Here is a 22217-nt window from a genome sequence, read left to right on the forward strand (position 1 = left end):
TGGTATCAAGTGAACTTATTGTGAATCTGTCTGAAGTGAGATATAATATGCAAAAGAAAAGCAGAAAGGAGTATTATGTCATATTTTCCAATGTTTATTGATCTAGGGGGCAGAAAATGTCTGGTCATCGGTGGAGGAAAAGTTGCCAGCCGGAAAATACGGGTATTAAAAGATTTTGGTGCGGATGTTTTTGTTGTGGCACCTGATATTATAGATGAGATAAAAGAAATTCCCCATATTCAATGGGAGGAAAGGGAATTTCAGGAAAAAGATCTGGAGGCAGCCACACTGGCAGTTGCAGCTACGGGAGATTCCAATCTGAATCATAAGATCAGTATTTTGTGTCAGAATATGAATATTCCGGTAAATGCTGTTGACCAGATTGAGGATTGTGATTTTATTTTTCCATCCTATGTAAAATGCGGAGAGGTAACAGGAGCTTTCACCAGTGGAGGACAAAGTCCTGTCATAACCCAGTATTTAAAACAGCAGACACAGACATACCTGACAGAATTTATTGGAGAACTTGCAGAAAGCCTTGGAGATATTCGACCAGTGGTTAAAAAAAGAACAAAATCAGAAGGTCAGCGTAAGAAAATCTATCAGGAAATCCTGCAGAAAGGACTGGAAGAAGTCCGGTTGTTGAAAATGGAAGAAATTGATAAAATCATAGAAAAATATAGTCAGGAATCAGAGGAGGAAACATGGACAGAACAAGGAGACTAAGAAAAAATGCCATTATCCGTAAAATGGTAAGGGAAGAACATGTCAGGGTAGATGAATTGATTTATCCGATTTTTGTTATAGAAGGAGAAAATATTTGTGAACCGGTGGAATCTATGCCAGGAATTAATCAGTATTCCATGGATCGGATTGGAGAGGAACTGGATCGTGTTGTAGAAGCAGGAATTCCGGCAATTCTTATATTCGGGATTCCGGCGCATAAAGATGAAGTGGGAAGCGGTGCTTATGATGATCATGGCATTGTACAGGAGGCCATTCGATACATAAAAAAAGAATATCGTGATTTGCTGGTCATTGCAGATGTCTGTCTGTGTGAATATACTTCTCATGGTCACTGCGGCTTAGTAAAAGACGGAGAGATTTTAAATGATGAAACATTGCCGCTACTGGCGAAAACAGCAGTTAGCTATGGAAAGGCAGGTGCAGATATTATTGCACCAAGTGATATGATGGATAAACGTGTAGAGACAATTCGAAATGCTTTGGATCAGGCTGGTCTCATAAATACACCGATTATGTCCTATAGTGCCAAGTTTGCATCTGCATATTATGGACCGTTTCGAGATGCTGCTCATTCTGCTCCAGGATTTGGAGACAGAAAAACATATCAGATGGATCCGGCAAATGGACAGGAGGCTCTCAGGGAAGTTGAGGAGGATATTCTGGAAGGTGCAGATATGATTATTGCAAAACCGGCCATGGCTTATATGGATATTATTAAGGAAATTTCACTGAATTATAATATTCCTGTTGTTGCCTATAATGTCAGCGGAGAGTATGCAATGGTCAAAGCAGCTGCTGCCAATGGATGGATTGATGAAAAGAAAATCGTCATGGAAAATTTAACAGGAATGAAACGTGCGGGAGCAAAAATGATTATTACTTATCATGCACTGGATGCAGCCAGATGGATCAGGGAAGAGGAATTATAATGGAAACAAAATCAAGAGAATTATTTGAACGTGCTAGAAAACATATGCCAGGAGGGGTTAACAGCCCTGTCAGAGCCTTTGGTGCTGTTGGCGGGACTCCTAGATTTATTGCATCTGCCAGCAAAGACAGAGTGGTGGATGTGGATGGAAATGAATATATCGACTATGTATGTTCATGGGGACCTGGAATTCTGGGACATGCACATCCTCGTGTTATCGAAAAAGTTCAGGAAGCCTGTGAAAAAGGGCTGACATTTGGAGCCCCTACAGAAAGAGAAGTAATCCTTGCAGAAATGATTTCTGAATTGATGCCATCTATGGAAGTCAGCCGTCTGGTCAATTCAGGAACAGAAGCGGTCATGAGTGCTATTCGTGCAGCCAGAGGATATACAAAAAGAGATAAAATTATCAAATTTAAAGGATGTTATCATGGTCATTCCGATGGACTTTTAGTAAAAGCAGGATCAGCAGCATTAACAACATCAGTACCGGACAGTGCAGGTGTTCCTGCAGATTATACGAAAAATACTCTGGTGGCAGCCTATAATGATCGCAGATCTGTAGAAGAATTGTTTGAAGCAAATCCAGAAGAAATTGCGGCTGTTATTGTAGAACCAGTGGCAGCAAATATGGGAGTGGTACTTCCGGAAGATGGGTTTTTACAGTTTTTAAGAGATATAACAGAAAAATATGGATCATTGCTGATATTTGATGAGGTCATTACAGGATTTCGTCTGGCCTTAGGCGGTGCCCAGGAATATTATCAGGTAACTCCTGATTTAACAACTTTAGGAAAGATTGTCGGTGGTGGAATGCCGATGGGCGCCTATGGTGGAAAACGGGAAATTATGCGGATGGTGTCTCCAGATGGTCCGGTATATCAGGCAGGAACTTTATCCGGAAATCCGGTAGCAACGGCAGCAGGAATTGAGACATTGAAGATTTTAAAAGAAGATCCAGCTATTTATCAGCGGCTGGAGATTAAGACAAAAAAACTTGCTCAGGCAGTAAAAGAAGCAGCAGGAGACAAAGTTTATGTAAATCAGATCGGTTCTCTCATGAGTGTTTTCTTTACTTCCAGAGAAGTGAAGAATTATGAAGATGCAGTTTCTTCTGATACTGAAAAATATGCAAGATATTTTCAGGATATGCTTGAAAGAGGAATTTATCTTGCACCAGCACAATTTGAGGCAATGTTTGTTTCAGATGCTCATACTGAAGATGATATTGAAAAAACATGTCATATGATGAAGGAAAGTTTATGCAGTTTGGATTTATAGGAATCAATTATGAAAAAGCAGATTTAAATATTCGTGATAAGGTTGCTTTTACCGATCAAAAAAAAATAGATTTTCTCAAACAGGCAGATCAGGCAGGAATTGAACAGTGTATGGTGCTGTCCACCTGTAATCGCAGTGAAGTGTATTATTTCTATGAAGAAGATGCCCAGATAGAAGTGATCGGTCATTTATATCAGGAAATGTTTCCGGATATTGATCTGACTGAATATATGATGACTAAAACTGGGGAGTCTGCGGTACATTATTTAATGAGGATCGCAGCAGGACTGGAATCTATGGTGCTGGGAGAAGATCAAATCCTTGGACAGGTAAAAGATGCATTGGATTTTTCCAGGACCATGGGAAGCTGCGGGAAACAGCTCAATAAGGTGGTTCGGGATGCAGTGACCTGTGCAAAGAAAATTAAAACACAGCTAAAAATCAGTGAAAAACCTTTGTCAGTCAGCTATATAGGAATTCAGAAAGTGAAAGAAACCTGTGGAATTCAAGGGAAAAATGTTTTAGTGATAGGAAGTGGAAAAACAGCAGTTCTTGCTTTACGGTATTTGAAGGAGTATCAGGCAGGAAAAGTCTGGATCTGCAGCAGAACATTGTCTCATGCAGCAAAAGTACAGGAAGAATTTCCTGAAATACAGGTTTGTGAATATAAGGAACGGTATCGGGTTATGAAATTTTGTGATATCGTGATTTCAGCAACGTCTTCTCCACATTTGGTTATTCGTCAGGAGGAAGTTCAATCAGAGAATTCTTTAGTATTTCTGGATCTGGCAGCTCCAAGAGACATTGATGTTCGTTTGGCAGATATACCGAAAGTGATACTTTTTAATCTGGACACATTAAAAAATATTTCCATGGAAAATCAAAAAGAACGGGAGCGTCTTGTAGAAGAGAGCAAAGATATGATTTATCAGGCATGCAGGGAAACTATGGAATGGCTGTCAGTCAGTCGTATGGATGAAACTATTGAATCCCTGCAGCAGAGATGCAGGGAAATTGTGGAGGATAGTTACGGATATCTGTCCAGAAAGATAGATTTAAGTAAGAGGGAACAAAAAATTCTAAAAAAAGTGCTTAATGCTTCTTTGCAGAGATTGTTGAAAGAGCCGATTCAGGAATTAAAGCATTTGGATACAAAAGAAGAACAAGACCAGTATAAAGAAATCGTGCAGAAACTGTTTCAGATATAGGAGGATAAAATATGCACTATAAAATCGGTTCCCGCGGGTCTAAATTAGCATTGATTCAAACAGAGTATGTATGTGAAAAATTAAGAAAAGCATATCCAGAGCATACGTTTGAAATTGTGATTGTAAAGACAAAGGGAGATAAGATTCAGAACCGGCCGTTAAATAAAATCGGTGGAAAAGGTTTATTTGTAAAAGAAATTGAAGAAAAAATCTTAAATGGAGAACTTCATATGGGAGTCCACAGCATGAAGGATATGCCGGCAGAACCTGCCGATGGTCTGGTATTTACCAGACCTTGGAAACGTGAAGATCCAAGGGATGTATTGATTTTGCGGGAAAAAAATTCTCTGGAAGAATTATCAGAAGGAGCTGTCATCGGGACTGGAAGCAAACGGCGTGCATATCAGTTAAAAAAACTTCGTCCGGATCTGCGTATTGTAGATATTCGAGGAAATGTGGATACCCGTCTTCGTAAAATGGAAGAGCAGAAGATGGATGGAATTGTACTGGCAGCAGCAGGGCTAAAACGTTTGGAGATGGAAAATCGAATTACCCAGTATTTGTCACCATCACAGATGATCTCTGCACCGGCACAAGGTGTTCTGGCATTGGAGGTCAGGGAAAATGACAGTCAGTTGATTGAAATGCTGGATGCATTTTGTGATGAGGAGATGGAACTGGCAGTCAGAGCAGAACGTGCATTTTTGAAACGAATGGGTGGCGGCTGTCATATGCCTGTAGGTGCAATCTGTCAGAAAAAAAATGATGAAACGTTCCATATGGAAGTAATGTTTGGTGATGAGCAGGGACAGAAATTGTCTTTTGCAGCGGTAGACGGTGTCAATCCGGAAGAAATGGCAAAGGAAGCAGAACAAAAGATCCGCCATCAAATGGCAGGAACGGTTACTTTGGCAGGAGCAGGACCTGGAGATCCTGGGCTTTTGACTCTCAAAGGGAAAGAAGCTATTGGGAAAGCAGATTGTATTATTTATGACCGTCTTGCAGCACCGGAATTGTTAAACTATGCAAAAGAAGATTGTGAAATGATTTATGCAGGAAAAGAAAATCATCATCATACATTGAAGCAGGATGAAATTAATCAGCTTCTGGTAGAAAAAGCTATGGAATATAAACAAGTGGTTCGTTTAAAAGGTGGAGACGTGTATGTCTTTGGCCGTGGTGGTGAGGAAGGATTGTATTTGACGGAACATGGAGTTCCTTTTCAGGTGATTCCTGGAATTAGTTCTTCCATTGCAGGTCCTGCTTATGCGGGGATCCCAGTGACCCATCGAGGACTGGCTTCCGGATTTCATGTGGTAACTGCACATAACCGGAGAGATGAGCTGGCAGAGATTGATTTTGAGGCAATGGCAAGGTCAAAGGATACTTGTATATTTCTAATGGGATTATCAAAAGTACGTGAAATTGCACAACGCCTGATGGAAGAGGGAATGCCATCAGAAACTAAAGCTGCGGTGATTTCCAAGGCGACAACACCAGAACAAAAGGTATGCAGCAGTGATCTGGGACACATAGCAGAGGATGTAAAAGAGGCTGATTTACCTTCTCCGGCACTTATTGTTGTAGGAGAAGTAGTGGCTTTGAGAGATTCATTAGATGTGATAAGAGAAGAAACAGGTACGAGAAAAAGTTGTATTGTTCCCAAAATAGGGAAGGAAATATCTCGATTGACGAAACTTCTCAGAGACAGAAATGTTTTTGCTCAGGAAATCCAGGTTGGTGAAATCTGCAAAAAAGATTGTTTTATTGAAAAGAAATCATTGCAGCAGGTACAATGGCTGATTTTTACCAGCAGCAATGGAATCTGCGGTTTTTTTGAAAATCTTTATGCCTCAAATATGGATGCCAGAGATTTATCTGGAATCAGAATTGCAGTGATTGGAGAAAAAACAGGGGAATATTTAAAAAATTATGGAATTCGGGCGGATTTCATACCAGAGGAATTCCATGAAACCGGGTTTGTAAAGGAATTCTCGTCAATTGTTCAATCTACAGATATTGTTTGGTATGCAGGCGGTGTCATCGGCGGAGAAATTTTATGTGAGAAACTGAAATCTATTTGCAACATTCAGAAAATGTGTGTATATGAAAATCGAGAGATTAACATAAGTGAAAAGACAGTTCAGGAAAATGTATTGTTTACTTGTGCCTCCTCGGCAGAACGATGGATAAAATCCTTGGATTCTGAACATGCAGAGCAATGGAGGCAGGAAGGAAAAGCCTATTCCATTGGACCGAAAACCAGTGAAAAGCTTCGAAAGATGGGTGTGGAAAATATTATAGAAGCACCGAAATCCACATATGAGGAATTAGTGAAAATATTTATAGAAAAATAAAGGATACAGGCAGTAAATAAAAATTTGCTGCCTGTTTTGTTGTGGTATATCAGATGAGGGATGACTCCCGCCTCTGTAGGCGGTGAGCAACAATTATGTATCAGTGGCGGGTTTCAATCCCCCATCTGATATACGCTCCGCGAGTCTTGAATTTGCAGAACGAGATTTAAAAGATGAACATATCCTTATAGTGTAACAAAGAATCCGAAAGGATGAATATGAAAGATTTTTTTCAACAATCAGTGGAGCTACATCTTTTCTTTGCAAGAATCATGAAGGAACATGCAGTGTTTCTTCAGACAGGATTTCAAATGACAAATATGGAGCAGGTTCACAGAGCACAATGGTTTCGAAATCAGTTTGAGGAGTTACTAAGGGAAGTTGTAAAAGTTTCCCATGGAGAGGTTTCTGAGAGAATCCTGGAATCAGGAGAAGTTGTCACAGACTTTACTTTTTTTGCAGAAAGAAAAACCAGCCGGTTGACAGGAGTATCAATTGACAGCCGGATTACAAGGGATGAACAGAGAATGAAATCAAAATCCCATAATAGCTGCAACATGAAGCAAAGAAACAGGAAAGTCTGTGAAATCAACCGGAGGGCATTGAATCTGCTGGATGGTCTGATTGCATTTAAAGAACATCTTTATCGTGAAGTGACCCAATGTGGATTGTTTACTGCCAATTATCCTTTGTTAATACAGCATATTACACGAGAAGCTAAATTATACCGTTCTTTTGTAAGGATGCTGGAAAGGAAGGGAAGAATCTGTCGGGAGGATATGTGTAAAACAGAGTTGTTCTGGAATCAGATCATGATGGAGCATGCACTTTTTATCCGTGGCTTATTGGATCCAACCGAAGAAAAATTAATTGATACTGCCGATCAGTTTGCAAAAGAATATTGTCATCTTTTAGAGGAAGCAGAGAAAAAGAACTGTGCAGTAATGGAAGAAACCACGGGAAGGACCATTGAGATAACAGAAAAATACCGGGATTTCAAAGAAGCAGGAACAAAAGGTATTACAGAATGCCAGATTCAGTCCATTATCCTGCCTTTGCTGGCAGACCATGTACTTCGAGAGGCTAATCATTATCTAAGGCTTTTGAAGGAGCAGAAAGGATTAGCTTATGGATCTGTGTAGATATCCGGTAAAGCAGACGGTCCGTACTTTTCAGATTGAGGCCATAGAAATCCCGATAGTTTACAATAAATACGGAGATTATGATCCCAATGGCTTGATTTATGTACTGGAGAAGGATGCAAAGGAAGTAAAACAAAAAGCACTGGAAAAATTTCATCAGAAAATCCCACAGCCTTGTGATCTTGTAAAACCGTTGGTAATCCGGGCAAACCTGGGAGATGAAATTGTTGTTGAATTTCATCATTCCCTAAAGAGAAAATTGTCCATTCATGTGCAGGGCCTTTCATATGATGTAAAGACATCAGATGGCACGGCAGCAGGAAGGAATCCGGACAGCACCACGGGGAACAGAATTATTTACCACTGGTATGCCCAAAAAGAAGGTGTCTATCTGTTTTCGGATATGGGAGATACCAGAAGTAGTGAGGAAGGTACCAATGTCCACGGATTATTTGGAGCGATTATTGTAGAAGCACCAGAGTCTGTATGGAGAGACCCGGAAACAGGGAAGGAACTGGAAAGTGGATTATTTGCTGATATCTATCATCCGGCGAAGCCTGCATTTCGGGAATATGCGGTATTTTTTCATGATGAACTAGAAATCAGGAACAAGGACGGTCAGCAGCCGGTAGATCCTCATACAGGATTACCGTCAGCTACGACAGGTATCAGTTATCGCTCAGAGCCCATGAGGAATCGGCTGCCATTGACAGAAAATCATGCAGATACCGGGGAAGATATATCTATGAGTTCCTGGGTGTATGGAGATCCGGCACCACCGATCTTGAAAGCTTATGTGGGAGATCCTTCCAAAATCCGTCTGATTCATGGAGGAGTAAAAGAAACACATGTATTTCATCTTCATAATCATCAATGGAGGAAAGAGGGAGAAGATGTTCGTTCAACTATTATCGATTCTATTTCTATTGGTCCTCAGGAGTGTTATACTCTGGAAATTCTTTATGGAGCCGGAAGCCTGAACGGAATGATTGGAGATGCCATTTTCCATTGCCATCTGTACCCTCATTTTCATGAAGGAATGTGGACCTTATGGAGAATTTATGATCGATTAGAAGACGGAACAGGAAAGTTGCCAGATGGAACACCGATTCCACCATTGATCCCACTAAAAGATCGGCCTTACCCGCCCAAGAAGGACCGGTGTCATCCTGGATATCCAAACTTTATCAATGGAATCTTTGGAGAACGGCCATTACAGCCTCCTTTAGGGATTCTTACGGAGGATGGTGAAAATAAAATTGATCCCACACCTTTAGAGCAGGCCAATTTTGTTAAAGATTTTGAAAGAGGAGCTTTATATACGGATACATGCCCGTGTCATACGGATGGATGTGACTGTGAATCTGTAAAAGATGTGAAACTATTTGAGATTGCTGTTGTTCAAGCGAAAATTGTTTATAACCGCTATGGGTGGCATGACCCACAGGGAAGATTTTTTGTCTTAAAAGAGGAGCTGGAACGTCACGGTGGGCTGGATGCATATATAGATAAGGTGGAAAAAGGGAAAATATGTGTAGAACCGTTGGTAATCCGCGCAAATGCAGGCGATTGTATTGAAATAAGGTTTACCAATCTTCTGCCGGAATATATAGAAGAAAGTCCTTTTCAGTTAAAAACTTTGACTGACATTGTGGGATACCATATTCACCTTGTGAAATTTGATACCATTGTATCAGATGGAGCTGCAAACGGATGGAATAATATTGCTGGAGCAAGAAAATATGAAACATTGGTGGAACGGTTTTTTGCTAATACAGAATTAAATACGGTATTTTTCCATGACCATTTATTTGCCAATTCTCATCAGCAACATGGTATGTTTGGAGCACTGATTATTGAAGAAGCAGGGGCAACATTTCATCATATTCGTACTGGAAAACCATTGAAATCTGGAACAAAAGCAGTGATTAAGAGGAGAGATGGAACATCTTTCAGAGAATTTGCATTGTTTGTTCATGATTTTGCATTCTTGTTTGATAAAGACGGAAGACCATTGAATCCGCCAGAAGTACCGGGATCCCATGATGATCCGGGAGTTATGGGAATTAACTATCGTTCAGAACCTATGAGAGAGCGTCTTGATGGAAAAGAAGATCCTGCATATCTTTTCAGCTCTCTTGTTCATGGTGATCCTGCAACACCGATCCTGGAAACATATCCGGGAGATGAGATGGTCATACGTCTTTTGGATGGAGCCCATGAAGAGCAGCATGCATTAAATATTACCGGTATGTCATGGAGAAAAGAGATTGGCAATGGGGATTCTCCGTTTACTTCATCTCAAACTCTGGGAATATCTGAAGTTTTCAATCTGCATATTGATAGAAACTATGGCAGTGGAGACTATCTGTACTTCTTTGGAGGCATTGATGATACGTGGCTTGGACTATGGGGAATCATACGTGTTTATGACAGGAAAAAGAAACGATTGAAGCCATTGTGTAAAGGAAAGGGACAGATTTTACCATTGCCGCCATGTCCGGAAAAAGGTGCTGTTATACGAAAATATGAAGTTGCGGCGATCAGCCGTAATATTGAATACAATCGCTATGGAGATCATGATCCCAATGGTCTGATGTTTGTACCAGTGGAAGATATGGATATGATTTTATCGGGAAAGACAGCCCCTAAACCGTTAATTATCCGGGCCAATGCAGGAGATTGGATTGAAATTATCCTCCACAATGAACTGAAAGAGCAAATTCCTTATTTTGATTATCCAAGTGTGCCTTTGGATAAAAAATACAGGCCATCCATGAGAGTTTCTTTGAATCCTCAGTTTCTGCAATATGATGTGGTGTGTGATTCTGGAATCAATGTAGGATATAATAACCGGGAGCAGACGGTAGGTCCGGGAGAAAGCAAAAAATATCTTTGGCATGCAGATAAAGAATACGGCTCCTGTATCATACAGTCTTTTGGAGATATGAGAAATCACCGGTATCATGGATTGTTTGGAGCGATTATCATTGAACCTCCGGCATCAAAATGGTATCAGAGTTTTACAAAATTAAATGGAGTTCATGAAGAACAGGCAGTCATAACTGCCCCAGGGGTTGGTAGTTTTCGGGAATTTGTCGTTTTTGTTCAAAATGGAATCCGCCTGTTAGATGAAGATGGAAATTTGATTCAGACGGCAAAAGGAGAAGACGGAGAAGGTGTTGATCATGAAGATACCGGGGAAAAAGGATATAATTATCGTTCTGAGCGATTTGAGAACCGGCTGGAACGAGACCCGAGAATATCTAAAGTGTTCAGCAGTAAAATCCATGGGGATCCGGCAACGCCTGTTTATAAGGCATATACAGGAGAACGTGTTGTATTCCGAACCATGATGCCGGCAGATAAACCTAGAAATACAGGTTTTGCTGTTCATGGACATATGTGGAGGGAACAGCCGGAGAATCCTTATTCCAGAGTGATTCCTTTACAGGGAGCAGTCAGTATTGGAAATAAATTTGACATGGAACTGGAAAATGGTGCTGCCTGTCCTGGAGATTACCTTTATCGGTCCGGCAGTCTCAAATGGGATGTGGAATCCGGTATGTGGGGAATCTTCAGGGTTCTTAGACAGGGATTTGGATGTAAATGTAAAAATTTATGCAGACGGGTTATCGGACGATTTAGTGGAGAATAAAAAAAGCCGGTCATTATTTGACCGGCAACCACATTTAAAGCTGCAATTCTATAATCTCTTTGATATTAAAAAATTCTTTTTCATATTTTGGATGAAATGAACGCAGTTCATCTATAATGTATTGTTTTGGAAAATGCTGCAGATATTGCTGTTCTTTATAAATGGCATCTATATACTGTTCAATCAGATCAATCCCGGTAAGATTCATATCCACTCCAAATACAGGATAGTCCATGGTGATAATATGTTCCATCGGTGCAAACTGTACATCATAGTACATAAAAAATCCGGGAAGAGCTTTTTCTACGGTATCACGGTAATTTATATTGCCGTAATCACAGAAAAATGTCATCAGAGTATTGTATTTCTTTTGTGTATTCTTTACTTTTTCTATTACAGCCTTATAGCCTAGTTCATATGCTGATTTTGCCGATGGAATATATGAAGAAACCAATGCTTTGCTTTTTTGATTAAGAAAGTGTGCAATGCAATACTGCACGGATTCCATTAATATTTTAGCTCTTTCATAAGTAATAGAACTACTCTCTTTTGATGTATATCTTTCAGCCAGCTCTGCCACCAATGGAATTAAGTCCTCCATTGTATAAAAATCTGTTACATCGGTTTTATTTTTCATTATCAGAATATCTCCCTATAAATTTATGTGTCTTAGCACGAATATCTCTGGCAAATCGTTCCATACAGGTGCTTTCTAAATACTCAAGAGATCCCTGGCATTCTCCATCAAAAGCCTCTCTCATGTAAGAAAGTAATTCATCATCTGTTAGTTCATCCATAGACTCATTTTTGTATAAATAGAAAATTTCCTGTAAGGCTGCGACTGTTTCTGCATAATTCTCCTGAAAAATAAAATCAAAATCGCAAAATGCAAATATAAGATTTTCAAGAATTCCTTTACCGAATTCCACTCGCTGCTGTTTGATTAAACATTCTTGTCGTTCCACGATCAGTTCAGAAATTTCAGCATCTGTTAATTGTAATCCAAACTGCCTGGTGTATTCATTTGTCTTTTGTAATACTTCCAGTTGCTTTTTACTCTCAAAAGCTATCATAAAATTATCTTCCATAACAAAGCCTCCACTGCCATGTAGTTAGGAGATTATACTGTGTAATTCAGCCTATGACCAGTCTTGAAAAATTTGTAATTTTGTGGTAATATAAACACATAAAGCAAGAGAAAATTTTGAGTATTTCATGATTTTCTCTTGCTTTTTATTGGTGACTTTAGACAGCAGGATGATCAAGCATATGGTCCGTGAAGAAAGTACAGAACAAAAGTTCGATTTTGTTCTGTACTTTCTTTTTGCCCTCTGATATAATAAGCGAAAGAGAAAATGCAAAGAATAAGATCAATAGATTCATAAAGGAGGAACTTTCATGGATCATTTTGAATTAGTATCAGAATATGAACCTACCGGTGATCAGCCGCAGGCCATAGAGAAACTGGTAAATGGATTTAAAGAAGGAAATCAGTTTGAAACTTTGCTGGGAGTTACAGGTTCCGGAAAGACATTTACTATGGCCAATGTCATTCAGGCACTGAATAAGCCTACGTTGATCCTGGCACATAACAAGACACTGGCAGCTCAGCTGTATAGTGAGTTCAAGGCTTTCTTCCCGCATAATGCGGTGGAGTATTTTGTGTCCTATTATGATTATTATCAGCCTGAGGCCTATGTTCCATCTACGGATACGTATATAGAGAAGGATTCCTCTGTCAATGATGAGATTGATAAGCTGCGCCATAGTGCTACGGCAGCGTTGATCGAGAGAAAAGATGTCATTGTTGTTTCCAGTGTTTCCTGTATTTATGGAATTGGAAGTAAGGAAAGTTACACGGAAATGATGATTTCCCTTCGACCGGGGATGATCCGGGACAGAGACGATGTGATAGATGATCTGATCAATATTCAGTATGTACGTAATGAGCTGGATTTTAAAAGAGGAAGTTTTCGGGTTAAGGGTGATGTGTTGGAAATCCTGCCGGTTTCTACATTTGAAGAGGCAGTCAGAATTGAATTTTTTGGCGATGAGATCGATCGAATTGTTGAATTTGATGTTCTGACCGGGGAGGTTAAGAGAAGTCTGAACTTTATTGCCATTTTCCCAGCTTCACATTATGTGGTTCCTCAGGAACAGATTGAGAGAGCAATTAAAGGTATCAAAGAAGAGCTGGCCGGGCAGGTTGAATATTTTAAAGAGAACGATCAGTTAATTGAAGCACAGAGAATTGCAGAGAGAACAAATTTCGATATTGAAATGTTAAGAGAAACCGGTTTCTGTTCAGGAATTGAAAATTATTCCAGACATCTTTCCGGGTTAAAACCCGGAGAACCGCCAAATACATTAATTGACTTTTTCGGTGATGATTTTCTTATGATTATTGATGAATCCCATATTACAGTTCCGCAGATTGGAGGAATGTATGCAGGAGATCAGTCCAGAAAATCCACTCTGGTGGATTTTGGATTTCGCCTTCCTTCGGCAAAGGATAATCGCCCTTTGGAATTTAGTGAATTTGAACAAAAAATTGACCAGATGATGTTTGTATCAGCAACTCCGGGGAAATACGAAGAGGAACATGAGCTTCTCAGGGCAGAGCAGATTATACGTCCTACAGGATTGCTGGATCCGGCCATTGATGTTCGTCCGGTAACCGGACAGATTGATGATCTTCTCAGTGAGATTCACAAAGAAACACAGCAGGGTCATAAAGTACTGGTTACAACACTGACAAAACGTATGGCAGAAGAACTGACAGATTATATGAGGGAAGCCGGAATCCGGGTAAAATATCTCCACTCTGATATTGATACACTGGAGCGTATAGAAATTGTCAGAGATTTGAGAATAGGTGTTTTTGATGTTCTGGTTGGAATCAATCTGCTGAGAGAAGGTCTGGATATTCCTGAAATAACGTTGGTTGCCATACTGGATGCAGATAAGGAAGGATTTCTTCGTTCAGAGACTTCACTGGTGCAGACCATTGGACGTGCGGCACGAAACAGCGAGGGACATGTTATTATGTACGCAGATACTATAACGGATTCTATGAATGCTGCAATAACAGAGACAAACAGGAGAAGGAAAATCCAGGATCGATATAATCAGGAACATGGGATTATCCCTAAAACAATTCAGAAAGATGTGAGAGATCTGATAAAAATTTCCGATGATCGGGAAGAAGAATCTTGTGGATATGATAAAGATATCGAATCAATGAGTAAAAAAGAATTAAAAGAAATCATAGAACGGCTGACTAAGAAAATGAATCAGGCGGCAGCAGAGTTAAATTTTGAGCTGGCTGCTGAGCTGAGAGATGAACTGAAAGAATTTAAGATAGCTTACAGAGATTATGATGACTAGGAGAAACCATGAAAAAAGATGTAATAAGAATAAGAGGAGCGAGAGAACACAATTTAAAAAATGTTGACGTTGAGATACCGAGAAATAAGTTTGTAGTGCTGACGGGACTAAGTGGTTCAGGAAAATCTTCACTTGCTTTTGATACCATTTATGCAGAAGGGCAACGAAGATATATGGAATCTTTGTCTTCCTATGCAAGACAATTTCTTGGACAAATGGAAAAACCAGATGTTGACAGCATAGAAGGCCTGTCACCGGCAATTTCTATTGATCAGAAATCAACCAACAGAAATCCCCGTTCAACAGTAGGGACAGTTACAGAGATATATGATTATTTTCGACTGCTATATGCAAGAATTGGAATTCCTCATTGTCCTAAGTGTGGAAAACCAATCAGCAAGCAGACTGTTGATCAGATGGTGGATAAGCTGATTCAGTTACCGGAAGGTACAAAAATACAGATTTTAGCACCGGTAGTCAGAGGACGAAAAGGAGAACATGCTAAGATTTTCCAGAGTGCCCGAAAGAGTGGATATGTTAGAGTTCGTGTTGATGGAAATATTTACGATCTTTCAGAAGATATTCCTATGGAAAAAAATATTAAACATAATATAGAAATTGTTGTAGACCGGCTGGTAATCAGGGAAGGAATTGAAAAGCGTCTGACGGATTCCATTGAAACAGTGCTGAATCTCACCGATGGACTTATGATGGTCGATGTGATTGGCGGGGAACCGATGAATTTCAGTCAGAGTTTTTCATGTCCCGATTGCGGAATCAGTATTGATGAAATTGAACCAAGAAGTTTTTCATTTAATAATCCGTTTGGAGCATGTCCGGTTTGTCACGGGCTTGGATATAAGATGGAATTTGATGTGGATTTGATGATTCCAGATCAGAAGCTAAGTATTGATGAGGGAGCCATACAGGTAATGGGATGGCAGTCCTGTACGGATAAAAAAAGCTATACCAGAGCTATTTTAGATGCTTTGGCAGAGGAATATAAATTCAGTCTGAATACACCGTTTTGCGAATATCCGGACAGTGTGAAAAATATTATCTTATATGGAACCAATGGAAAAGAGGTTAAAGTTCACTATCGCGGACAGCGTGGAGAGGGTGTATACGACGTTGCTTTTGAAGGACTGATCCGAAATGTTGGACGTAGATACAGGGAATCTTCCGAACGGATGAAGGCAGAATATGAGGCATACATGACCGTAACTCCTTGTGAGGAATGTCATGGACAGCGATTAAAAGAGGAATCTCTGGCTGTAACTGTTGCAGGGAAAAATATTGCCGAGATGTGTGATTTATCCGTTGGAGAGATGGTTGAATTTTTAAGTGAAATGGAATTAACAGATCGTCAGATGCTGATCGGGGAACAGGTATTAAAGGAAATAAAAGCCAGAATTGGCTTTTTAAATGATGTAGGACTTGATTATCTGACCTTATCCAGAGCTACTGGAACTCTTTCCGGTGGAGAAGCCCAGAGAATCCGCCTGGCAACTCAGATTGGCTCCGGACTGGTTGGAGTTGCATATATTCTTGATGAGCCAAGTATCGGGCTGCATCAAAGAGATAATGATAAACTGATCCGTACATTGAAGAATCTCAGAGATCTGGGAAATACGCTGATTGTGGTAGAACATGATGAGGATACCATGCTGGCAGCAGATTATATTGTGGATATCGGACCGAAGGCAGGAGAATTCGGTGGAGAAATTATAGCCCAGGGAACAGCAAAGCAGATTATGAAAAATAAGAATTCCATTACAGGGGCTTATCTAAGTGGAAGGATTAAAATACCGGTTCCTGAAGAAAGAAGAGAACCATCTGGATTTATGAAGGTAATAGGAGCCGCTGAAAATAATCTGAAGAATATTGATGTGGAAATTCCACTGGGAATATTTACTTGCGTTACAGGAGTATCAGGCTCAGGGAAAAGTTCTCTGGTAAATCAGATTCTTTATAAAAGATTAGCTAAGGAGTTAAATAGAGCCAAGATTAAAGCCGGGAAACATAAGGATATTGAAGGATATGATCAATTGGATAAGATTATTGCCATTGATCAGTCTCCGATTGGAAGAACTCCAAGATCAAATCCGGCTACCTATACAGGTGTATTTGATCAGATCCGTGAATTATTTGCCATGACAAAAGATGCAAAATCCAGAGGTTATAATAAGGGCCGTTTTAGTTTCAACAAAAAAGGCGGACGGTGTGAGGCATGTACAGGAGATGGAATTATTAAGATTGAGATGCATTTTCTGCCAGATGTTTATGTACCATGCGAAGTTTGCCATGGAAAACGTTACAACAGAGAAACTCTGGAAGTAAAATATAAAGGCAAAAGTATTTATGATGTACTGGATATGACCGTAGATGAGGCATGCGACTTTTTCTCTAATTTACCTTCTATCAGCAGAAAAATGGAAACCTTAAGAGATGTCGGTCTCGGGTATATACGTCTGGGACAGCCTTCTACAGAACTGTCTGGAGGAGAGGCTCAAAGAATTAAACTGGCCACAGAGCTGAGCAAGCGAAGTACAGGAAAAACAATTTATATTTTAGATGAGCCTACAACAGGACTTCATTTCGCAGACGTTCATAAACTGGTTGATATTTTAGGAAAACTAACAGAAGGTGGAAATACGGTTATTGTAATCGAACACAATCTTGAAGTGATAAAAACTGCAGATTATATTATTGATATGGGTCCTGAGGGAGGTGCTGGAGGCGGAACAGTAGTTGCCCAGGGAACACCTGAAGAAGTATGTCAGGTAGAAGAATCTTATACAGGACAATATTTAAAGAAATATCTTGAGAATAATTAAATAATCTATTAAATTTTATTTTAAATAAAAAAAGCGGAGTATCCGCTTTTTTTATGTTTCCATCTGCCTGCCAAGAAAACTGGCACCTATTTTTGTTATCATAAGATCCTGGTCAGTTAAAGGTCCTTCATTGGATATGATACATACTAATCCAATGGCATCGCCTTCAGCGATAATTGTAGAAAGGGCGATTCCGGTAAATTCTTCAGGAAAGTCTGATACAAGAGGGATAAATTCAGAATCATTTTGATCGGCAAGCAGATATTTCCGTTCATGTAAAGCTTCTTCTGCTTTTTCATGTAGTATTTTTCCCAATAACTTTTTGTGGTTTGGACCAGCTGCTGCAATAATAGAATCCTGATCACATATGCAAATTGTATGCGGAAGAGATGCAGCAATGGAATCGGCATATTGCTTTGCAATAATGCCCATTTCCCCGATAGGAGAATATTTTTTTAATATAATGCTGCCGTCTCGTTCTGTAAAGATTTCTAAGGGATCACTTTCCCGGATATGCATGGTCTTTCTGATTTCTTTAGGAATGACAATTCTGCCAAGGTCATCGATTCTTCGTACAATACCTGTAGCTCTCATTAAATAATTCCTCCATTTACAAGTTTTAGTACTATTTTTGTATGAATATTATCTGTAAAATAAGAAAATGTATGCATGTTTTTTATAGTCAATCTTACATAAGCCCATAAGAAAAAAGCAAATTATTCATGGAATTTAAAAAATGATTATGCTATAATTACTTTCTACTTGAAGGAAGGAGAAATCATTATGAAATTTAAAACACAGTTAACGGCAAAAGAAATTTTTAAATTCTCATTTGTATATACTTATTTAGGAAGTTCAGGGATATTGGCAATTCTTATGATTATCATAGGTGCATTAATGTGTGCAAGAGCAATTGTACAGGGGCAGGGAGCAACCTATGTGGTCTTAGGAGCGCTGATTGTAATTCTTTTTGTTGTTGTCAATCCGATCATGCTTTATATGAAAGCCAAGAAACAGGCTTTGACTAATCCTGTATATCAGCAACCTTCATATTATACGTTAAAAGAGGAAGGCATCTTTGTTGAGATAGGTGAAGAAAATGGAACAATAGAATGGGCGAGAGTCCAGAAAATCCGTCATTTGATGGGGCTATATATACTGTATACAGGACGTCAGCAAGCTTTCGTATTTCCAGAAGAGGCAATGGGAAGTCAAAAGGAAGCCATGGCAAAATATATAGAAGAGCATGTAGAGGCAGCAAAGAATCATCAGAAATCAGCTTCTGCAAAAGAGAAAAATGTTTCTTCCAGTATTTCTGAATATGCAAATGGAAAACAGAAGAAAGATGATGAAGAATAGAATGATATGGAGAAGGGTCATAGGACCCTTCTTTATTTTTACACAGGAAATTGCATTTGGACAGATTGAAAAAAGTTTTGACGATTGATATAATAATAGCTAACGAAAAAAGGAGATTGAAATGATAATTCAAAGTTATAGTACTCAGGATACATATGAATTGGGAAAGAAAATCGGTGAGGAAGCCGGTGCAGGACAGGTTTTATGTCTGTATGGTGATCTGGGAGTTGGGAAAACTGTGTTTACCCAGGGACTGGCAAAAGGACTTGGAATTGATGAACCAATACAAAGTCCTACTTTTACAATTGTCAGAGAATATGAAGAAGGGCGTCTGCCACTTTATCATTTTGATGTATATCGTATTGGTGACATAGAAGAAATGGATGAAATAGGATATGAAGATTATATCTATGGTGAAGGAGTCTGTCTGATTGAATGGGCCAATCTGATAGGGGAGATTCTTCCTGATCATTATAAAAAAATTGAAATTCGAAAGAATCTTGAGAAGGGATTCGATTATCGGGAAATTGAGATTGAGGAGATTTAGATGAAATTATTAGTTTTGGATAGTTCCGGATTAGTTGCATCCGTGGCGTTAATTGAAGATGACCGTTTGATTGCAGAATATACTACAGGGAATAAACTGACTCACTCCCAGACATTGCTACCAATGTTAGATGAAGTGATACATAGAACTTCATTTGATATAGAAGACATCGACGCTATTGCAGTTGCCATGGGACCAGGATCTTTTACAGGCCTGCGTATTGGAGCAGCAACGGCAAAAGGTTTAGGGCTTGCATTGAATAAACCAATCGTTCCGGTTCCTACTGTTGACGGGCTGGCTTATCAGTTGTTCGGATCTTCATCAATTATCTGTCCAATGATGGATGCCAGAAGGAAACAGGTTTATACAGGTTTTTACAGATTTCATGGAGCAGAAATGTCAGTATTAAAAGAACAGTGTGCACAGAGTGTGGAAGATACCCTTAGCCAGTTGAAAGAATATGGTGAGCCGGTTATCTTTCTTGGAGATGGAGTGCCGGTATACGAAAATGAGATCAAAGATGCAATGGGAAATCTTGCAATTTTTGCTCCGGTTCATGCAAATAGACAACGGGCAGGTGCAGTAGGTGCTTTGGCAAAAGTATATTTTGATAAAGGTATTTACCAGAGTGCAGATGAGTTTGCACCAGAGTATTTAAGAAAATCACAGGCAGAGAGAGAAAGAGAAGAAAAAATTAATGGAAAAAGAGAAAGCAACCGCTAGAGAATGGCATGTTCACAGGGCAATTCCTGAAGATCTTCCTATGATTGCAGAACTTGAAAAAGTATCTTTTCATAGACCGTGGAGTTTGAGTAGTATTGAATCTTTTTATTATAAAAAGACCAGTGATATATATGTCTGGAGAGATCAGAACAAAATCAGCGGTTACATAATGGCAGAGCATGTACTGGAACAGGGGGAACTGCAAAGAATCGCAGTGGTGCCATTTATACGTAAAAAAGGCATCGGTACATTGCTTTATCAGGAATTTCGTGAGAGATACAGGAAAATGGGAGTAGAAACTATTTATCTGGAGGTGCGGGAGTCAAATACTGTAGCGAGAAATTTTTATGTAAAATGTGGATTTGAAGAGCATGGACGGAGAGCTAAATATTATACAGACCCTATGGAAGATGCTATTTTAATGTTTTGGGACGATCCAAATCCTCACCAATCATTTCCACTGGAATCCATGGAAGATGCTCCTTATAATAAGCGGTGTGAGGAGGATAAAAGAATGGTTTGTAATGTCTGTGGAAATGAAATAAAAGAAAAAAGTGATTTTGTTGAAATAAAAAAGGAATGGGGCTATTTTTCAGAAAAGGATACGCAGATTCATGAATTCCGGATTTGTGAAAGATGTTATGATCGTATTGTGAAACAATTTGAAGTCCCGCCTAAAGTAACTGAAAAGACAGAAATTTTATCATAAAGGACGATATATGTTAGATGTATGTTTATTAGGGACAGGGGGAATGATGCCCCTTCCTTATCGAAAGTTAACAGCATGTATGACCAGATTTAATGGTCATAGTCTGCTGATTGATTGTGGAGAAGGAACACAGGTTGGAATCAAAGAAAGAGGATGGAGTGTGAAGCCTTTGGATGCAATTTGTCTTACACATTTCCATGCGGATCATGTAAGCGGGCTTCCAGGTCTTTTGCTGACTCTTGGAAATGCAGAACGCACGGAACCTTTGCTGATCATTGGACCTAAAGGCGTAGAAAAGATTGTTAATTCTCTTCGTGTTATTGCACCAGACCTGCCTTTTCCTATTAAATTTTATGAACTAAATGAAAAAGAACACGTGATACAGATGGAAGGATATGCTATTGAAGCTTTTCAGGTAAGGCACAATATTACCTGTTATGGATATAATGTTGTAATTCCACGTGCAGGAAAGTTTGATCCTGAGAAAGCCAGAGATAATCATATTCCAATGAAATACTGGAATCGCCTTCAAAAAGGCGAAACTTTAGAAGATGAAGAGGGACGTATCCTTACCAGTGATATGATATTAGGTGAACCCCGTCAGGGAATCAAATTAACATATTGTACAGATACAAGACCAGTCCAGAACATTGCTGATCATGCAGAAAAAGCAGATTTGTTTATCTGTGAGGGAATGTACGGGGAAGATGGAAAAGAGAAAAAGGCCAGAGAATATAAGCATATGACTTTTTATGAGGCAGCAAGACTGGCAAAAGAAGCAGATGTTAAAAGGCTTTGGCTGACTCATTTCAGCCCGTCTTTGGTATGGCCAGAAGAATTTATGGGAAAAGTAAAGAAAATTTTCCCAAAAGCAAAAGCAGGAAAAGATGGAAAAACAATTACATTAGATTTTCAGGATAATTAGGAGGTTGTGATGGACAATAAGATTAAAATTCTGGCAATTGAATCTTCCTGTGATGAGACAGCAGCAGCGGTTATTGAGAATGGAAGAACTGTAAAATCAAATATTATTTCATCACAGATTGAGCTACACAAATTGTATGGAGGTGTGGTTCCTGAAATTGCGTCCAGAAAACATATTGAAAAAATTAATTATGTAATCGAAGAGGCATTGAAAGAAGCAGGGGAAACTTTGGATTCTGTTGATGCGATTGCAGTTACCTATGGGCCTGGTCTTGTAGGTGCACTTTTGGTTGGGGTAGCAGAAGCAAAAGCAATTGCCTTTGCTAAAAATAAACCACTGGTAGGAGTTCATCATATCGAAGGGCATATTTGTGCAAATTATATTGAACATCCAGATTTGGAGCCTCCAT

General features: G+C 39.3%; 18 protein-coding genes (1 of these 18 cut by a window edge). 15 read left to right on the top strand and 3 right to left on the bottom strand.

Features of this window, described 5'->3' with window-relative positions:
• Positions 1 to 75: 75 nt before the first annotated feature.
• From BHF70_RS10600 to BHF70_RS10630, 7 genes are all read left to right on the top strand, one after another.
• Positions 76 to 726 (top strand): precorrin-2 dehydrogenase/sirohydrochlorin ferrochelatase family protein, encoded by a 651-nt coding sequence (locus tag BHF70_RS10600; RefSeq protein ID WP_075760195.1) that lies wholly within the window; start codon positions 76 to 78, stop codon positions 724 to 726.
• Positions 705 to 1676 (top strand): porphobilinogen synthase, encoded by a 972-nt coding sequence (gene hemB / locus BHF70_RS10605; RefSeq protein ID WP_075760196.1) that lies wholly within the window; start codon positions 705 to 707, stop codon positions 1674 to 1676. The genes BHF70_RS10600 and hemB overlap by 22 nt, the downstream gene beginning before the upstream one ends.
• A complete protein-coding gene (gene hemL, locus BHF70_RS10610) occupies positions 1676 to 2956 on the top strand; it encodes a glutamate-1-semialdehyde 2,1-aminomutase (RefSeq protein ID WP_192846106.1) in 1281 nt (426 codons plus the stop codon). The genes hemB and hemL overlap by 1 nt, the downstream gene beginning before the upstream one ends.
• Positions 2938 to 4164 carry a glutamyl-tRNA reductase gene (gene hemA, locus BHF70_RS10615; RefSeq protein WP_075760197.1) on the top strand — a complete coding sequence of 409 codons (1227 nt, stop codon included), beginning with the start codon at positions 2938 to 2940 and terminating at the stop codon, positions 4162 to 4164. The genes hemL and hemA overlap by 19 nt, the downstream gene beginning before the upstream one ends.
• An 11-nt stretch (positions 4165 to 4175) precedes the next feature.
• Complete coding sequence (gene hemC / locus BHF70_RS10620) at positions 4176 to 6521, top strand: hydroxymethylbilane synthase (protein WP_075760198.1); 2346 nt, start codon at positions 4176 to 4178, stop codon at positions 6519 to 6521.
• Between the two features lie 218 nt (positions 6522 to 6739).
• A complete protein-coding gene (locus BHF70_RS10625; protein WP_075760199.1) occupies positions 6740 to 7663 on the top strand; it encodes a DUF2935 domain-containing protein in 924 nt (307 codons plus the stop codon).
• A complete protein-coding gene (locus BHF70_RS10630) occupies positions 7650 to 11321 on the top strand; it encodes a multicopper oxidase domain-containing protein (protein WP_075760200.1) in 3672 nt (1223 codons plus the stop codon). The genes BHF70_RS10625 and BHF70_RS10630 overlap by 14 nt, the downstream gene beginning before the upstream one ends.
• 34 nt (positions 11322 to 11355) lie before the next feature.
• Here the strand turns inward: BHF70_RS10630 and BHF70_RS10635 are convergent, their stop codons facing one another.
• On the bottom strand, positions 11356 to 11958 hold the full coding sequence (locus BHF70_RS10635) for a DUF6179 domain-containing protein (RefSeq protein WP_075760201.1): 603 nt from the start codon (positions 11956 to 11958) through the stop codon (positions 11356 to 11358).
• Positions 11948 to 12409, bottom strand: coding sequence for a DUF6323 family protein (locus tag BHF70_RS10640; RefSeq protein WP_075760202.1), 462 nt, complete (start codon positions 12407 to 12409; stop codon positions 11948 to 11950). Before BHF70_RS10640 ends, BHF70_RS10635 begins: the two co-directional genes overlap by 11 nt.
• Before the next feature lie 310 nt (positions 12410 to 12719).
• Here BHF70_RS10640 and uvrB point away from each other — a divergent pair, with 310 nt between their 5' ends.
• Together uvrB and uvrA are read left to right on the top strand one after the other, a co-directional pair.
• A complete protein-coding gene (gene uvrB / locus BHF70_RS10645; protein ID WP_075760203.1) occupies positions 12720 to 14708 on the top strand; it encodes an excinuclease ABC subunit UvrB in 1989 nt (662 codons plus the stop codon).
• A gap of 8 nt (positions 14709 to 14716) precedes the next feature.
• Complete coding sequence (uvrA, locus tag BHF70_RS10650) at positions 14717 to 17545, top strand: excinuclease ABC subunit UvrA (protein ID WP_075760204.1); 2829 nt, start codon at positions 14717 to 14719, stop codon at positions 17543 to 17545.
• Positions 17546 to 17596: 51 nt separating this feature from the next.
• Here uvrA and BHF70_RS10655 read toward each other — a convergent pair whose 3' ends face one another.
• Complete coding sequence (locus BHF70_RS10655; RefSeq protein ID WP_075760205.1) at positions 17597 to 18139, bottom strand: stage V sporulation T C-terminal domain-containing protein; 543 nt, start codon at positions 18137 to 18139, stop codon at positions 17597 to 17599.
• A gap of 189 nt (positions 18140 to 18328) precedes the next feature.
• On the opposite strand from BHF70_RS10655, the gene BHF70_RS10660 reads away from it, so the two are divergent.
• The 6 genes from BHF70_RS10660 to tsaD all read left to right on the top strand — a co-directional run.
• Positions 18329 to 18904: a YcxB family protein gene (locus BHF70_RS10660; protein ID WP_075760206.1), complete on the top strand. Its 576-nt coding sequence runs from the start codon at positions 18329 to 18331 to the stop codon at positions 18902 to 18904.
• A gap of 121 nt (positions 18905 to 19025) precedes the next feature.
• On the top strand, positions 19026 to 19451 hold the full coding sequence (gene tsaE, locus BHF70_RS10665; RefSeq protein WP_075760207.1) for a tRNA (adenosine(37)-N6)-threonylcarbamoyltransferase complex ATPase subunit type 1 TsaE: 426 nt from the start codon (positions 19026 to 19028) through the stop codon (positions 19449 to 19451).
• On the top strand, positions 19452 to 20174 hold the full coding sequence (gene tsaB, locus BHF70_RS10670) for a tRNA (adenosine(37)-N6)-threonylcarbamoyltransferase complex dimerization subunit type 1 TsaB (RefSeq protein WP_075760208.1): 723 nt from the start codon (positions 19452 to 19454) through the stop codon (positions 20172 to 20174).
• On the top strand, positions 20149 to 20883 hold the full coding sequence (rimI, locus tag BHF70_RS10675; protein WP_075760209.1) for a ribosomal protein S18-alanine N-acetyltransferase: 735 nt from the start codon (positions 20149 to 20151) through the stop codon (positions 20881 to 20883). Before tsaB ends, rimI begins: the two co-directional genes overlap by 26 nt.
• A 10-nt stretch (positions 20884 to 20893) precedes the next feature.
• Positions 20894 to 21808, top strand: a complete 915-nt coding sequence (locus BHF70_RS10680; protein WP_075760210.1) for a ribonuclease Z — start codon at positions 20894 to 20896, stop codon at positions 21806 to 21808.
• 9 nt (positions 21809 to 21817) lie between these two features.
• Positions 21818 to 22217, top strand: the 5' end (the start) of a protein-coding gene (gene tsaD / locus BHF70_RS10685; RefSeq protein ID WP_075760211.1) for a tRNA (adenosine(37)-N6)-threonylcarbamoyltransferase complex transferase subunit TsaD. 623 nt of this gene lie beyond the right edge of the window; 400 of the gene's 1023 nt are visible here — the first part of the coding sequence; its start codon is at positions 21818 to 21820; its stop codon lies beyond the right edge, outside the window.

It is taken from the genome of Anaerostipes sp. 494a (genome assembly GCF_001940315.1).
GTDB classification, from domain to species: Bacteria; Bacillota; Clostridia; order Lachnospirales; family Lachnospiraceae; genus Anaerostipes; species Anaerostipes faecalis.

Excerpts from the sequence above, each read along its gene's own strand:
- BHF70_RS10600 (WP_075760195.1), top strand. The coding sequence starts at position 76 with ATGTCATATTTTCCAATGTTTATTGATCTAGGGGGCAGAAAATGTCTG.
- hemB (WP_075760196.1), top strand. The coding sequence starts at position 705 with ATGGACAGAACAAGGAGACTAAGAAAAAATGCCATTATCCGTAAAATG.
- hemL (WP_192846106.1), top strand. The coding sequence starts at position 1,676 with ATGGAAACAAAATCAAGAGAATTATTTGAACGTGCTAGAAAACATATG.
- hemA (WP_075760197.1), top strand. The coding sequence starts at position 2,938 with ATGCAGTTTGGATTTATAGGAATCAATTATGAAAAAGCAGATTTAAAT.
- hemC (WP_075760198.1), top strand. The coding sequence starts at position 4,176 with ATGCACTATAAAATCGGTTCCCGCGGGTCTAAATTAGCATTGATTCAA.
- BHF70_RS10625 (WP_075760199.1), top strand. The coding sequence starts at position 6,740 with ATGAAAGATTTTTTTCAACAATCAGTGGAGCTACATCTTTTCTTTGCA.
- BHF70_RS10630 (WP_075760200.1), top strand. The coding sequence starts at position 7,650 with ATGGATCTGTGTAGATATCCGGTAAAGCAGACGGTCCGTACTTTTCAG.
- BHF70_RS10635 (WP_075760201.1), bottom strand. The coding sequence starts at position 11,958 with ATGAAAAATAAAACCGATGTAACAGATTTTTATACAATGGAGGACTTA.
- BHF70_RS10640 (WP_075760202.1), bottom strand. The coding sequence starts at position 12,409 with ATGGAAGATAATTTTATGATAGCTTTTGAGAGTAAAAAGCAACTGGAA.
- uvrB (WP_075760203.1), top strand. The coding sequence starts at position 12,720 with ATGGATCATTTTGAATTAGTATCAGAATATGAACCTACCGGTGATCAG.
- uvrA (WP_075760204.1), top strand. The coding sequence starts at position 14,717 with ATGAAAAAAGATGTAATAAGAATAAGAGGAGCGAGAGAACACAATTTA.
- BHF70_RS10655 (WP_075760205.1), bottom strand. The coding sequence starts at position 18,139 with ATGAGAGCTACAGGTATTGTACGAAGAATCGATGACCTTGGCAGAATT.
- BHF70_RS10660 (WP_075760206.1), top strand. The coding sequence starts at position 18,329 with ATGAAATTTAAAACACAGTTAACGGCAAAAGAAATTTTTAAATTCTCA.
- tsaE (WP_075760207.1), top strand. The coding sequence starts at position 19,026 with ATGATAATTCAAAGTTATAGTACTCAGGATACATATGAATTGGGAAAG.
- tsaB (WP_075760208.1), top strand. The coding sequence starts at position 19,452 with ATGAAATTATTAGTTTTGGATAGTTCCGGATTAGTTGCATCCGTGGCG.
- rimI (WP_075760209.1), top strand. The coding sequence starts at position 20,149 with ATGGAAAAAGAGAAAGCAACCGCTAGAGAATGGCATGTTCACAGGGCA.
- BHF70_RS10680 (WP_075760210.1), top strand. The coding sequence starts at position 20,894 with ATGTTAGATGTATGTTTATTAGGGACAGGGGGAATGATGCCCCTTCCT.